Raw genomic sequence first — 12,988 nt, 5'->3', positions numbered from 1 at the left:
ACCCGCCCCTCAGTGGCCGACCGGCCGCGGGGCGTCCCGCACCCGCGCCCGCAGCAGGGCGACGACGCCGAGCGCCACGTGCAGGACCCCGGCCACCGCCGCGGCCACGTGCAGCCCGGCGACGAACGCCGACTCGGCCTGCGCGGCCGCCACCGGCACGAGGGCGGGCAGCTGGAGGGTCTCGTCCAGGGTGGGGGCCAGGTCCGGCCCGCCGAGCCGGAAGACCAGGGCGGCGAGCGAGCCGAGCAGCGCGATCCCGAGGGCGTTGCCGATCTCGTTGCTCGTCTCGGCCAGCGCCCCCGCCGCTCCGGCCCGTTCCGGCGGTACGGCCCCCACCGCGGTGTCGGCGACGACGCTGAACGAGATGCCGTACCCGACGCCCGCGACGACCGTGGACGCGACATACCAGCCGACACCGCCCGTGACGGCCGTCGGGAGCAGGAGCAGCAGCCCGGCCGCGACGGAGAAGTGGCAGACGGCGAGCGCGGCCCGCCGGCCGACGCGGTCCACCACGAAGGGCGTGACGACGCAGGTGACGGTGAGCACCACCGCGCCGGGCAGCGCGAGCAGCGCCGCGTGCAGCACGGGCAGGCCGAGAACGGACTGGAGGTAGACGCCCGACAGGTACGCCGTCGCCGACCACGCCGCCAGCGGCAGCAGCCCGGTGACGATCGCCACGGTGAACACCCGGTCGCGGAACAGCGAGAACTCGATCAGCGGCTGCGCCAGGCCGCGCTGCCTGCGGACGAACCACCCCAGCAGCCCGGCCCCGGCCGCCCCCGCGACGACCGGGACGGCCGACAGCCCTTCGGCGGCGGCGTGCTTGAGCGCGTAGATCGCGAGCAGCAGCCCGGCCGCGGACGTCACGACGCTGGGCACGTCCACGCGCCCGGCGCGGGTCGTCCGCACCTCGCGCAGCAGGATCGGCGCGAAGACCAGGAACAGGGCGAGGACGGGCAGGTTGACCAGGAAGACCGACCCCCACCAGAACCGTTCCAGCAGCACGCCGCCCACGATCGGCCCGGCGGCGAACCCGGCCGCGAACGCCGCGGCGAACACGCCGATCGCCTGCGCCCGGCGCCGCGGGTCGGCGAACAGCTCTCTCAGCACGGCCAGCGCCGACGGCAGCAGGGTCGCGCCCGCCACGCCCATCAGCGCGCGGGCCGCGATCAGCAGCTCGGCGCTGGGCGCGAAGGCCGCCGCCGTGGAGCCGGCGCCGAAGACCGCGGCGCCGACCATGAGCAGCCGCAGCCGCCCGTACCGGTCGCCGAGGTTGCCGAACGCGATCAGCAGGGAGCCGACGGCGAAGCCGTAGACGTCGAGGATCCACAGGGCCTGGCCCGCGGTGGGAGTGAGGGCCTGGCTGATCCGGGGCATCGCCAGGAACAGGATCGAGCCGTCCATGGAGACCAGCAGGACGGGACCGAGGATCACCAGGAGACCGAGCCAGGCCCGCAGGCCCGGGGAAGTGCGCGTGTGCTGTCGAGACATGGCGCCGACACTCGGGCAGGACGCGCCCGGCAACCATCCCCCTGGCGTGGGTGCACCCAGCAGGTGTACCCACGCGGCCCGCCGGTCGGCCTAGGCTCGGTGGCGTGGAGAGTCTCGGAGCGTTTCTGAAGAGCCGTCGTGACCGGGTCACGCCCGCCGCGATCGGGCTGCGCACGTTCGGGACGGCCCGCCGGGTCCCCGGGCTGCGGCGCGAGGAGCTGGCGCAGCTCGCGGGGGTGAGCGCCGGGTACTACACGCGTCTGGAGCAGGGGCAGGCGGAGACCGCCTCGGAGCAGGTGCTCGACGCTCTGGCTCGGGTGCTGCGGCTCGACCGGATCGAGACCGTCCACCTGCACAATCTCGCCCGGCAACCTGCCCGTTCCCGGTTGTCCCGGCCGCCCGTGGAGGAGCCTCATCCGCGGGTGCTCGCGCTGCTGGAGTCACTGAAGGACACGACGCCGGCGGTCGTGCTCGGCCGGCGTGGGGACGTGCTCGCGTGGAACCGAACGGGTCATGCGCTGATGGGGGAGCATCTGCCGTTCGAGGCGCCGTGGGATCCGGCGGACCGCCCGTCCGTCCCGAGGATGTTCTTCCTGGATCCGCTCTTCCGCGACCTGCACCGCAACTGGGACGAACTAGCCCGCATCCACGTGGCCTACCTCCGGCTCACCGCGGGCCGCTTCCCCTCGGACGCCCGCCTGGCGGAGCTGATCGGAGAGCTGACGATGCACAGCGCGGAGTTCGCGGCGTTGTGGGCGGTGGGCGAGGTCGCCGACTGCACGGTGGGCACGATGCGCCTGCGGCATCCCACGGTCGGCGCGCTCGACGTCGACTACCAGGTCTGGCTCCAGCCCGACAGCCCCGACCACCGGGTCGAGATCTACACCCCGGCCGACCCGTCCTCCGCCGACGCCCTGCGCATCCTGACCCACCAGACCGGCCGGACGTCCTGAGACGTCCGGCCCTCGGGGGCCCGCCGGTCGCAGAGCTGTGGGGCCTTGACAGCTGCTGCGGCGCGCGTCGCGCCCGGCGGGCACCCCGGCGGGTACCCGGATTACGCGGGGTCAGACGGTGCCGTTGAAGCGGCTGTAGTACGCGCCCACCTCGTTGCGGTGGACGTCGTCGTTGTACACGGCGTCCTCGTCGAACTTCGGCGAGTCCTTGATCTCCTGCTTGGTCCGCGCGAGGTGGACCTTGCGCTCCTGCGGGTCGATCCGCGTGACGGTGCCGGCCGGCAGCACGACCTTCTTGCCGAAGATCCACGGACCGGTGTCGACCACCAGGTAGCTGTCGCCGACGGTGTGGCTCGCCTCGTCCACCGAGCCGATCGAGCCGTCGGTGGCCTCGACGTCGAAGCCGACCACGTCGAGAGTCTTGTCGCCGTAGACGTCGGAACCGTAGCTCCACATGTCCTGAGACAAGGCGTTTCCTCCTGATGATCTAGAGAACGTTGCCCACCCACTCTTCCCGGTTCAGCCGCGGCAAACATCGGGCCGCGGTCACTTTGCCGCGCGGGCGGCGTACGCGGCGAGGCCGTCGGCCATGCCCTGCACGAAACGGGTCAGGTACCACCGCCAGAAGCCACCCGACAGCGGCATCCTCGGCTCGAAGGCGGCCGACCACGTGATGTCGGTGCCGCCGCCGGCGGCCGGCGCGAGCTCGACCGTCCCGCGGTAGGAGCGGAACGGGCCGCCCAGGTTGTCGTAGACGAACCGCCGGTCGGGGACGAGCTCGACGACGCGCTCGCGCGAGACGTTGCGCCCGGTGCGGAAGACCCTGGTGTCGCCCGCCTGCTGCCGGGCCGCCGGATCGCCGCCCTCGACGTCGGCGGAGTCGATCGGCGACCACGACGGCCAGGTGGCGGCGTGCGTGAGCGCCGCGAAGACGGCCTCGGGGGCGGCCTGCGAGCGGGCGGTCACGGCGAAGGAGTACGGCATGAGCCCCAACGTAGGCACCGGCCCCGCCCGGAGGCCATGCGCACGATTGCCGTCGATCGGTCAGTTCTTGCGGTACGCCGACGGCCGCACGCCGGTCTGCCGCAGGAAGGCCGACGACAACGAGCCCGCACCGGCGAACCCGCACCGCCCGGCGATCTGCTCGACGCTGAGCGAGGTGGACGACAGCAGCCGCCGCGCCTCCTCGACGCGCAACCGGGTGAGGTACCGGTGGGGCGTCTGGCCGGTGCCCTCCCGGAACACCCGGACGAAGTGGTACACGCTCAGATGCACCTCGGCCGCGACGGCGGCCAGCGTCAACGGCTCGGCCAGGCGCTCCGTCATGATGGCGACAGCCGCCCGGACGGCCGCGTGCTCCGGGCCGGGCAGGCGCTCGGCCCCGCCCCGGGTCAGCAGATGCGTCACGAGGAAGGCGGCGGCGGACTCGGCGTACAGGTCGCCGGCCGCTGCGCGGCCCGGCAGCGCGCGCAGGAGCTGCTCGACGACCGGATCACCGGCCGCCAGGGCCGCGGCGGTCGCCTCGAAGTCGGGCTCGTGACCGCCCAGCGCGTCGGCGGCCCGCCGGACGGCCGCCGCGGGGACGTGCACCTGGACGGTGCTCAGCCCGGCCGCCGCCCGGTAGCTGATCGACCCGGCGCGGCCGGGGACCATGAGCTCCAGGTGGCCCGGGACCCAGCGCCGCCGGACCGGCCTGCCGCCCGCGTGCATCCGCAGGTCGGCGTTCCCCGCCACGCAGAGCACGAGATGCAGGTCGGACACGGCGGGCAGGGCGAAGTGCTCGGCCTCGGGCGCGTGCCGGAAGCCTTGCACCAGCAGCGACCGCCAGCCGGCGTCGTCCCAGCTGTTGTACGTGTGCCGCACGTACGCCGAGGTGTCGAGGCCGGCGTAGGGCGCCAGGTCGAAGTCGGGCGAGTCGAACACGTCCCGAGCCTAACCGGATCACCGCGGCGGGGCCTCGGCGAGCGAGAGGCTGTTGCCGTCCGGGTCGAGGACGTCCACGTGGCGCACGCCGCTGCCGTACGTCTCCACGGGGCCGTGCTCGATGCCGTGCCCGGCCAGCCTGGCCAGGATGTCGTCGAGGCCGGACACGCCGAACGTGATCATGGTGCCGCCGACGCGCGCGGCCCGCATGTGCCGGTCGTCGATGACGACCCACGCGTTCTCGCCGACCTGCCACAGGTGCTCCTCGCCGACGACCTCGTCCGCCGGGCGGCCGAAGAACACCTCGTACCACTGCTGCGCCGCCGCCCGGTCGCGTACGCACACCACGCTGTACAGATCCACTCGGACCACTCCTTCCTGTCCCTGTGCAGACTCCGCCGGTGTGGCGAACTCATCGCCGTGGCGGCGGGTTGACAGCGGGATGTGTGCGGTTTGTGAGCGGGGGGCCGGAGGGTGAGGGCGTTGGTGTCACCCGATGGAGGAGGAACCGGTTCATGTACCCCTGTGATGTCCCGTCCCGGCGGGCTGCCCGGCCGCGGTGGCTGCGCGCGCTCACGGCCGTCGTGCCGGCCGTGGGCCTGGCCGTGGTCGCGGCGCTCCCGGCCGCCGCCACGTCCCGGCCGGCCCTGGACGGGACGCCCGCCCTGCTGCAACGCCTGGCGCGGGAGGCGGTGGCGGCCGGGGCGCCCGGCGTGCTCGTCCGGGTCGACGACGGGCGCGGCCGGCCCGTCGAGATCGCCGAACAGGCCGCGTGGACCAGACGCGACCACGTGCTCAAAGCGGGCGACGAGTTCCGCATGGGGTCCAACACCAAGACCATGGTCGCCGTGCTGGTGCTGCAACTCGTCGCCGAGGGCAGGCTCGCCCTGACCGACCCGGTGGACAAGTGGCTGCCCGGCCAGGTGCCCGGCGGCGGCGCGATCACGCTGCGCATGCTGCTGAACCACACCAGCGGCCTGTACGACTACACCGACGACCCCGCCATCCGGCCCTCGCTGCTCGGCAAGGACCGGCGGCGGTGGACCCCGGCGAACCTGCTGGCCCTGGGGGTGAAACACGCTCCGCTGTTCGCGCCCGGCGCCAGATGGTCCTACAGCAACACCGGCTACGCCGCCATCGGGGCGGTCCTGGAGCGGGTCACCGGGGCAAGCCTGGCCCGCCTGGTCAGGGACCGCATCGCCCGGCCGCTCGGCCTCGGCCACACCTACTACGCGACCGGGCCCGCCTGGCGCGGCCCGTACGCCCGCGGCTACGAGCCGGACGCCGCCCACCAGCCGCCCGCGGTGCCGGCCGCGTTCCGGCGGCTCGCCGGGCCGCGCCACGACGGCCACGTGGACGTCTCCGGCCACGACCCCGGCTGGGGCGGCCCGGCCGGGGCGGTGGTGTCCAGCACCCGCGACTGGGCCCGCTTCCACGCCGCGCTCATGTCCGGCAGGCTGCTGCCCGCCGCCCAGCTCGCCCAGCTGCGCACCACCGTCCCGATGGACCCCCGGCAGCCGGACGGGCCCGGCTACGGGCTGGGCATCCAGACCGCCGCCCATCCGTGCGGCACGTTCTGGGGGCACGACGGCGGCATGCCGGGCTACCTGACCACCAACCTCACCGACCGGACCGGCGGCCGCACGGCCACCGTGCTCGTCGCGTCGGAGTACTGGGCCGAGTTCGAGGCCGACCCGAAGCTCGCCAAGGCCGTCCAGGCACTGCAGACGGCGGTGACCTGCACGATGTTCGGCAAGCCGGTGCCGGCCGCCGACTGAGCGGCGCGTGACCGGGCGGCGCGTTGACCGGGCGGCGTCGGCTGGGCGGCGCTAGCTGGGCGGCGTCATGACGGCTGCTGTCACCAGGCTCTCGGCCTGGGCTCGTGACATCGCCGCGCCGCCCGCGTGTGCGGCGGCGAACCCGGCGGGGCCCAGGGCGGCCTCGGCCAGCCCGGTGAGCCGCCGCAGGTCGGAGTCGCCGGGGCCGGTCCAGCCGCCCAGGACGGTGGCGGCCCCGAGCAGTCGGCCGGCCCGTTCCGGCCGGTCCCGGCCGAGCTCGATCGCGGCGGCCACCACCGCGGTCGCGGCCGCGACCGGCGTGTGCCAGGTCAGCGTCAGGCGCACCGCCGGATGGTCGAGCCGGCGGGCCGCTCGGTCGGGGAACCCCTCGGCGAGGTCCGCCCGAGCCAGCACGCCGAGCAGCAGCGCGGTCAGCGGCGGCGTGGTCGAACGGTCGGGAGGGGCGCAGGCCAGACCGGCCAGGGCGTGCTCGCGGGCCGCCGCCGCCCGCCCGGCGGCCAGCTCCAGCCGGGCCAGGCCCAGGCGCGCCTGCGTGCTCGACTCGGCCGACCCGCTGCGCCCGGCCCGGTCGAGCAGGCCGGTCAGATCCCGCCGGCCGCCGTCCACGTCGCCGGACTCGGCCCGGTGCAGCGCGGCGGCCACCTCGTTCTCCATGGTGTGCTCGGGCATGCCGAGCTCGCGGAAGCACCGGGTGGCGTGCTCTGCCAGGGCGGGCGCGGCACCCGCTGCGCCGGACCGGACCAGCGCCGAGCCGAGGGCGCTCAGCGTCATGCCCTGGCCCCACCGCTCGCCGAGCTGCTCGAACCCGGCCAGCGCGCGGGCCAGGGTGTCCTTGGCCTCGGCGAGGTGGCCGGTGTTCATGGCCAGCACGCCGCTGACCAGCAACGCCAGCGACCGGCTCCACGGATCCGTCCCCTCGGCCGGTACGGCGTGGTCGCCCTTCGCGGCTATGCCGACCGCCAGGCGGGCCATCTCGGCGATGGGATGCGTGCCCGGGACGAGCTGGGCCAAGGCTGTCCTGATCCGGTCGAAGGCGGCGTCGGTCTCCTCCGGCCCGGCGGCCTCGACGATGGCGATCGCGTGGGCGGCGGCGACCAGCGCGCGGGCGCGCGGGTCGGCCGGGCCGTCGGCCTGGAGCACCCGGCCGAGCAGGTCGAGCGACTCGGGCGGGAAGTCCCGCAGGAACCAGTACCAGCTCAGCGCGACGCCGAACCGCACGGCCCGCCCGGCGTCCCCGGACTCGACCGTCCAACGGATCGCGGCCGCCAGGTCGTCCCGTTCCGCCGACAGGCGGGCCAGCGGGCGGAGCTGCTCCGACGTGCGCAGGTGGGGGTCGGCGGCCTCGGCCAGCAGCAGGAAGAACCGGGCGTGCCGGTCGCGCGTGGCGGCGACCTCGGCGCGTTCGGCCAGGCGTCGCAGGCCGTACTCGCGGATGGTCTCCAGCAGGCGGTAGCGCGGCTCGGCCGGGTCGGCGGAGTCCACCAGGTGCAGCAGAGACTTGTCCACCAGCGCCGCCAGCAACTCCGACACGCCCCCCGCGCCACCGATTGCGGCCGCGTCGTCAGAGCCGCCGATTGCGGCCGCGGCGGCCTCGGTGAAGCTGCCGCGCACGACGGACAGCCGTTCCAGCAGGGACCGTTCGCCGGGGTCGAGCAGGTCCCAGCTCCAGGCGACGGCGGCGGCCAGGGTGCGGTGGCGCGGCAGCGCCGTCCGGCTGCCGGCGGTGAGCAGCCGGAACCGGTCGTCCAGCCGGGCCGCGACCGCCTCGACCGGCAGGGCGCGCAGCCGGGCGGCGGCCAGCTCGATAGCCAGCGGCAGGCCGTCGAGGCGACGGCAGATCTCGACGGTCGCCGCCAGCGCGCCGCCCTCCAGGACGAAGCCGGGCCATACGGCGGCGGCGCGGTCGCGGAACAGCCGAACCGCCGCGACGGACCGTGCCGCCTCCGGCGTCGAGCCCGGCTCTGGCAGGTCCAGCGGCGGCACCGGGTGCAGAATCTCGCCGTCGATGCGCAGGGGTTCGCGGCTGGTGGCCAGCACCCGCAGCCGCGGGCAGCGGCCGAGCAGCGTCCCGCACAGCGTGGCGGCGGCCTCGATCACGTGCTCGCAGTTGTCCAGCACGAGGACCAGGTCGTCGTCCGCGAGGAGCTCGACCAGGTCGTCCGGCTCGGCCCGCGCGGGCGCGCCCTCCTTGCGCGTCCGGAGCAGGTCGAGCAGCACGCGGGGGACGTCGTCGGGCCCCACTGCGGCCAGCGGCACGAACCACACCCCGCCGGACGGCGTGAGCCGCCGGCCGACCGCGCCGGCCAGCCGGGTCTTGCCCGCCCCGCCGGGGCCGACCAGGGTGACCAGCCGGGCCCGGCCGAGCAGGCCGGTCACCCGGCGCACGTCCTCGTCGCGGCCCACGAAACTGGTGAGCGGAACGTCGAGATTGCCATGCGACCGGCTCGACGGCGACGGCCCGTACGGTCCCGCCGGCCCGAAGGCAACGGATGGCCCAGGCAGCCCGGACGGCCCAGGCGGCCCGGAGGGCTCAGGCGACCGGGACGGCCGGTGGGGGCCGGGAAGGTCGCCGCGCAGGACCGCCAGGTGGGCTTGCTGGAGGTGCGGCCCCGGGTCCCCGCCGAAGTCGTCGGCGAGCCGAGCGCGGATGCGCTGGTAGGCGGCCAGCGCCTCGGCCCCGCGGCCGTCGCGGGCGAGCGCCCGGATGAGCTGGGCGTGCAGGCGCTCGCGCAGCGGGTGGGCGACTGTCAGCGATTCCAGCTCAGCGACCAGGCCGAGGTCACCTCCCAGCCTCAGGTCAGCGCTCAGCGTCAGGTCACCGCCCAGCCTCGGGTCACCGTCCAACGTCAGGTCAGCACCCAGCGTCAGGCCAGCGCCCAACGTCAGGTCAGCGCCCAGCCTCGGGTCACCGCCCAACGTCAGGCCAGCGCCCAGTGTCAGGTCGGCCTCGATGCGGTCCTCCAGGGCGGCCAGCCGGGCGCGTTCGAGCCGGTCGGCCTCGGCGGCGGCGAACGGCGCCGCCCGCACGTCGGCCAGGACCGGTCCGCGCCACAGGCCCAGGGCCTCCCGCAGGATGGCGGCCGCCTCGGCGGGCCGGTCCCGAACGGCCGCCCGCCCCTGCCTGACCAGCCGCTCGAACCGCACGGCGTCGACGGCGTCCGGCTCGACGGCCAGCCGGTACCCGGCGGGGCCGGAGGTGAGCAGCCCGGGATGCCCGAGGACGCGCCGGAACCGGGACACCAGCGACTGCAGCGCGTGCATGGGGGCCTCCGGCGGCGCGTCGTCCCACAACGCCTCGGCCAGGGTCTCGGGCCGGACGGCCCGCCCGGCGTCCAGGGCCAGCCTGGCCAGCAGCCCCCGCAGCCGCGCGCCGCCGACCCGCGCCGGGCCACCGGCGGTCACCAGCGACAGAGGGCCGAGGATGCCCACGCGCAGCTGTCCGCCGTCGCCGTCCGGCCTGGTCGAGTCCGCCATGGCCAGGAGTCTGGCACGCGGCGGCGGGTCGTGCCGCCCTTGACCAACCGGACCGTAGTCCGATACGTTGCCGGACATATTCGGACCGCAGTCCACTTGGAGATCGAGATGCTCAAGAAAATGATCACGGCCGGTTCGCTGGCGCTCATGGTGCTCGGCGCCCCGAGCGCGTACGCCGACTCGGGCCCCGGCAAGGTCGTCCACCACTCGCACAAGGAGGCCGGATCGCCCTGCGAGGGGCTGAAGGGCTGCACGTTCGTGCAGCTGAAGGGCGACCCTAAGACCGGCCCCTCGGAGGCCGTGTTCACCCTCAAGGCCGGCACCCCGTTCCCGCCGCACTGGCACACCAGCCCCGAGCACGTCGTCGGCGTATCCGGCGTGATGTTGTGGAACGTCAAGGGCCACAAGACGTACCGGATCGGCGCGGGCGACTACCTGTACTACCCGTCGAAGGCCGAGCACTGGGGCAAGTGCGCCGCGGGCGCCGACTGCGTCTACTACGTGTACGACTCCGAGCCCTACGACTTCCACCCCGCGGGCCGCTGAGCGGGCGTCGCCCCGCGGGCGCGGAAGGTGCGCCGGTAGGCGTCCGGAGGCACGCCGACCGTGCGGTTGAAGTGCCGGCGCAGCGTGGCCGCGGTGCCCATGCCGGTGGCCTCGGCGATGGCGTCCACGGCGTCGTCGGTGGTTTCCAGGAGCTCCTGGGCGCGGCGGATGCGCTGGGTGAGCAGCCACTGCAAGGGGGTGGTGCCGGTCATGGACCTGAAGTGGCGGCCGAGGTGGCGCGAGCTCAGGTTCGCCCGGTGGGCCAGGTCCTCCACCGTCAGGGGCTGGTCCAGGTGCCGGCCCGCCCAGGCGAGCAGGTCGCTGAGGGGATGCCCGTGCGGCTCGGGGACGGGAGTCGCGACGAACTGGGCCTGGCCGCCGGGCCGGTGCGGCGCCACGACCAGGCGGCGCGCGATCGCGTTGGCGACCGCCGAGCCGTGGTCGCGGCGGACCAGATGCAGGCACAGGTCCAGGGCGGCGGCCTTGCCCGCGGCGGTGAGCACGCTGCCCTCGTCCGCGTAGAGCACGTCGGGATCGACCTGGATCCGGGGATGGCGGGCGGCCAGCGTCTCGGTGTGGGCCCAGTGGGTGGTGGCCCGCCGTCCGTCCAGCAGGCCGGCCGCGGCCAGGACGAACGCACCCGTGCACAGCGAGGCGACCCGCGCGCCCGCCTCGTGCGCGGCGCGCACGGCCGCGACGAGGTCGGCCGGCGGCTCCTCGTCCACCTCCGCCCAGCCGGGGACGATCACCGTGTCGGCCTCGACGAGCCGGTCGAGCCCGGCGTCGGGTTCGAGCAGGAACCGCCCGTCGGCCCGTACGGGACCGGCTCCGCAGATGACCGGCTCGTACCAGCGTTCGACGGGGACGGGCGGAGGCGAGCTGAACAGCTCGTAGGCCAGGGCCAGCTCGAAGTGCAGGATCCCGTCGGCGACGGCTACCGCGACTGTGGTCACGTCCGGAATTGTACGCATCATGTCGTTCCGGACGCTCGTGCGGCGACGCGGTGCACCGCCAGGATGTCCGCATGGCTGATGCGCACATGACACAGATGAAGACGACCGGCTCCGCGGTGGCGGTCTACGGCGCGTACGGGCACACGGGCCGTTTCGTGGTGGCGGAGTTGCTGCGGCGCGGGCTGGTGCCCGTCCTGGCGGGCCGCGACGGCGACGCGCTCAAGGCGCTGGCCGAGGCGTACCCCGGGCCGGCGGTCAGGCAGGCGTCGGTGGACGATCCGGCGGCGCTGGACCGCGCCCTGGACGGCGTGACCGCGGTGATCAACTGTGCCGGGCCCTTCGCCGCCACGGCCGCCCCCGTGATCGAGGCGGCCCTGCGCGCCGGCGTCCCGTACGTGGACGTCGCGGCCGAGATCGAGGCCAACGTGGACACCTTCGAGCTGTTCGCGGAGCGCGCCCGGCAGGCGGGGGCCGTGATCGTCCCCGCGATGGCCTTCTTCGGCGGGCTCGGCGACCTGCTGGTCACGGCGGCGATGGACGACTGGACCGGCGCCGACGAGGCGCACGTGGCCTACGGGCTGGACAGCTGGCACCCCACGACCGGCACCCGGGCCGCGGGCAAGGTCTCCAGGGAGCGGCGCGACGGCCGGCGCGTCCGCCACGCCGGCGGCCGGCTGGAGTACCGCGGCGACCGGGCGCCGGCCGGGAAGTGGTCCTTCCCCGAGCCGACCGGGACGCGCGACGTCATCGCGGAGTTCTCGATGGCCGACATCGTGACCGTCCCGAGCCACCTGGACATCCCGGAGGTGCGCAACCACATGACGGTCGAGGCGGCCACGGACGTGGTGAACCCCGACACCCCGGCCCCGGTCGCGGCCGACGAGCACGGACGGTCGGCCCAGCCGTTCGTCGTGGACGTGGTCGTGCGTTCGGGCGCCGGGGAACGCCGGGCGGTGGCCCGCGGCCGGGACATCTACGCCGTCAGCGCGCCGCTCGCGGTGGAGGCCGTCGAGCGCATCCTCACCGGCCGGACCAGGGCCGCCGGGGTGGCGTCGGCGGGGCGCATCTTCGACGCGCCGGACTTCCTGCGGGCGCTGTCGCCCCACATCGAGGTCGAGCTCGACACCGCCGCGCAGCGCTGAGGCGCGCGCCCGGACCACGTGCGGGGTTCAGCCCGGTAGCACCGACAGTTCGCAGGCGTAGGAGTCGGCCGGCGCGTTCAGGGCCCACACGACCATCGCGGCCAGCGATTCCGGCCGGATGCACGCCTGCGGGTCGTACGGACGGCCGAAGGCGGCCCTGACCTCGCCCAGCAGGTCGGTCGCCGTGGCCGCGGGGTAGACCGTGGTGACCCGGACCCCGTGGACGGCCTCCTCCTCGCGCAGCGAGTCGGCCAGTTCGCGCAGCGCCGCCTTGCTGGCCACGAACGCCGACCAGCGCGGGACGCCGGTCAGCCCGGGGGAGGCGTTCACGAAGATCACATGGCCCTTGGACCGCCGCAACGCGGGCAGCGCGAGCCGGACGAGCTCGGCGGCGGAGGCCACGTTCACCGCCATCGTGCGCCGCCACGTGTCGGGGCCGGCCTCGGCGACGGCCTCCACGGGGGAGACGCCGGCGCAGTGCACCACAGCACGTATCTCCGTCAGCTCCGCCGCCAGCGCCGCCATGGCGGGGGCCAGCGACGCGGGGTCGGTCAGGTCGGCCTCGATCCCGCGGACGTCCAGCCGCCCGACGTCACGTCCGACGGCGATCACCTGGTGCCCGGCCGCGCCGAGCGCGGCGGCCAGCGGCCTTCCGATGCCTCCGGTGGCCCCGGTCAGCAGCACGTTCCCCATGGCGGCCGATCATT

12 protein-coding genes are annotated in these 12,988 nt (G+C 75.1%); 4 read left to right on the top strand and 8 right to left on the bottom strand.

Annotated features, from left to right (window positions below; genetic code table 11):
* Nucleotides 1-9: 9 nt before the first annotated feature.
* The gene (locus AB0J46_RS25240; protein ID WP_364335965.1) at nucleotides 10-1,491 is read right to left on the bottom strand and encodes an MFS transporter; all 1,482 of its coding nucleotides are present in this window, start codon (nucleotides 1,489-1,491) and stop codon (nucleotides 10-12) included.
* A 104-nt stretch (nucleotides 1,492-1,595) separates the two neighbouring features.
* Between AB0J46_RS25240 and AB0J46_RS25235 the strand changes: the two genes are divergently transcribed.
* Nucleotides 1,596-2,444, top strand: coding sequence for a helix-turn-helix transcriptional regulator (locus AB0J46_RS25235; RefSeq protein ID WP_364335963.1), 849 nt, complete (start codon nucleotides 1,596-1,598; stop codon nucleotides 2,442-2,444).
* A 111-nt stretch (nucleotides 2,445-2,555) separates the two neighbouring features.
* Here the strand turns inward: AB0J46_RS25235 and AB0J46_RS25230 are convergent, their stop codons facing one another.
* The 4 genes from AB0J46_RS25230 to AB0J46_RS25215 all read right to left on the bottom strand — a co-directional run bounded on the left by AB0J46_RS25230 (nucleotide 2,556) and on the right by AB0J46_RS25215 (nucleotide 4,730).
* Nucleotides 2,556-2,912, bottom strand: a complete 357-nt coding sequence (locus AB0J46_RS25230; RefSeq protein WP_352356660.1) for a PRC-barrel domain containing protein — start codon at nucleotides 2,910-2,912, stop codon at nucleotides 2,556-2,558.
* 78 nt (nucleotides 2,913-2,990) lie between these two features.
* A complete protein-coding gene (locus AB0J46_RS25225) occupies nucleotides 2,991-3,428 on the bottom strand; it encodes an SRPBCC family protein (protein WP_364335961.1) in 438 nt (145 codons plus the stop codon).
* A 60-nt stretch (nucleotides 3,429-3,488) separates the two neighbouring features.
* The gene (locus AB0J46_RS25220) at nucleotides 3,489-4,367 is read right to left on the bottom strand and encodes a helix-turn-helix domain-containing protein (protein ID WP_364335959.1); all 879 of its coding nucleotides are present in this window, start codon (nucleotides 4,365-4,367) and stop codon (nucleotides 3,489-3,491) included.
* 18 nt (nucleotides 4,368-4,385) lie between these two features.
* A complete protein-coding gene (locus tag AB0J46_RS25215; protein WP_364335957.1) occupies nucleotides 4,386-4,730 on the bottom strand; it encodes a VOC family protein in 345 nt (114 codons plus the stop codon).
* Nucleotides 4,731-4,882: 152 nt separating this feature from the next.
* Here AB0J46_RS25215 and AB0J46_RS25210 point away from each other — a divergent pair, with 152 nt between their 5' ends.
* Complete coding sequence (locus tag AB0J46_RS25210) at nucleotides 4,883-6,145, top strand: serine hydrolase domain-containing protein (protein WP_364335955.1); 1,263 nt, start codon at nucleotides 4,883-4,885, stop codon at nucleotides 6,143-6,145.
* Nucleotides 6,146-6,196: 51 nt separating this feature from the next.
* Here the strand turns inward: AB0J46_RS25210 and AB0J46_RS25205 are convergent, their stop codons facing one another.
* Nucleotides 6,197-9,640: a BTAD domain-containing putative transcriptional regulator gene (locus tag AB0J46_RS25205; RefSeq protein ID WP_364335953.1), complete on the bottom strand. Its 3,444-nt coding sequence runs from the start codon at nucleotides 9,638-9,640 to the stop codon at nucleotides 6,197-6,199.
* A 108-nt stretch (nucleotides 9,641-9,748) separates the two neighbouring features.
* Between AB0J46_RS25205 and AB0J46_RS25200 the strand changes: the two genes are divergently transcribed.
* The gene (locus tag AB0J46_RS25200; RefSeq protein WP_364335951.1) at nucleotides 9,749-10,186 is read left to right on the top strand and encodes a cupin domain-containing protein; all 438 of its coding nucleotides are present in this window, start codon (nucleotides 9,749-9,751) and stop codon (nucleotides 10,184-10,186) included.
* Here the strand turns inward: AB0J46_RS25200 and AB0J46_RS25195 are convergent.
* Nucleotides 10,159-11,139 carry a helix-turn-helix domain-containing protein gene (locus AB0J46_RS25195; protein ID WP_364335950.1) on the bottom strand — a complete coding sequence of 327 codons (981 nt, stop codon included), beginning with the start codon at nucleotides 11,137-11,139 and terminating at the stop codon, nucleotides 10,159-10,161. The two genes, AB0J46_RS25200 and AB0J46_RS25195, sit on opposite strands and share 28 nt — an antisense overlap.
* Nucleotides 11,140-11,210: 71 nt before the next feature.
* On the opposite strand from AB0J46_RS25195, the gene AB0J46_RS25190 reads away from it, so the two are divergent.
* Nucleotides 11,211-12,281: a saccharopine dehydrogenase NADP-binding domain-containing protein gene (locus AB0J46_RS25190; protein ID WP_364335948.1), complete on the top strand. Its 1,071-nt coding sequence runs from the start codon at nucleotides 11,211-11,213 to the stop codon at nucleotides 12,279-12,281.
* A 27-nt stretch (nucleotides 12,282-12,308) separates the two neighbouring features.
* On the opposite strand, the gene AB0J46_RS25185 is transcribed toward AB0J46_RS25190, so the two are convergent.
* The gene (locus AB0J46_RS25185) at nucleotides 12,309-12,974 is read right to left on the bottom strand and encodes an SDR family NAD(P)-dependent oxidoreductase (protein WP_364335946.1); all 666 of its coding nucleotides are present in this window, start codon (nucleotides 12,972-12,974) and stop codon (nucleotides 12,309-12,311) included.
* Between the last annotated feature and the right edge of the window lie 14 nt (nucleotides 12,975-12,988).

The sequence above is a fragment of the Nonomuraea sp. NPDC049758 genome (genome assembly GCF_040674635.1).
In the GTDB taxonomy this organism is placed as follows: domain Bacteria; phylum Actinomycetota; class Actinomycetes; order Streptosporangiales; family Streptosporangiaceae; genus Nonomuraea.
This window is presented reverse-complemented; position numbering and strand designations above follow the sequence as displayed.

Coding starts and splice junctions, on each gene's coding strand:
- AB0J46_RS25225 (WP_364335961.1), bottom strand. CDS start 3,428: ATGCCGTACTCCTTCGCCGTGACCGCCCGCTCGCAGGCCGCCCCCGAG.
- AB0J46_RS25210 (WP_364335955.1), top strand. CDS start 4,883: ATGTACCCCTGTGATGTCCCGTCCCGGCGGGCTGCCCGGCCGCGGTGG.
- AB0J46_RS25190 (WP_364335948.1), top strand. CDS start 11,211: ATGGCTGATGCGCACATGACACAGATGAAGACGACCGGCTCCGCGGTG.
- AB0J46_RS25240 (WP_364335965.1), bottom strand. CDS start 1,491: ATGTCTCGACAGCACACGCGCACTTCCCCGGGCCTGCGGGCCTGGCTC.
- AB0J46_RS25205 (WP_364335953.1), bottom strand. CDS start 9,640: ATGGCGGACTCGACCAGGCCGGACGGCGACGGCGGACAGCTGCGCGTG.
- AB0J46_RS25185 (WP_364335946.1), bottom strand. CDS start 12,974: ATGGGGAACGTGCTGCTGACCGGGGCCACCGGAGGCATCGGAAGGCCG.
- AB0J46_RS25200 (WP_364335951.1), top strand. CDS start 9,749: ATGCTCAAGAAAATGATCACGGCCGGTTCGCTGGCGCTCATGGTGCTC.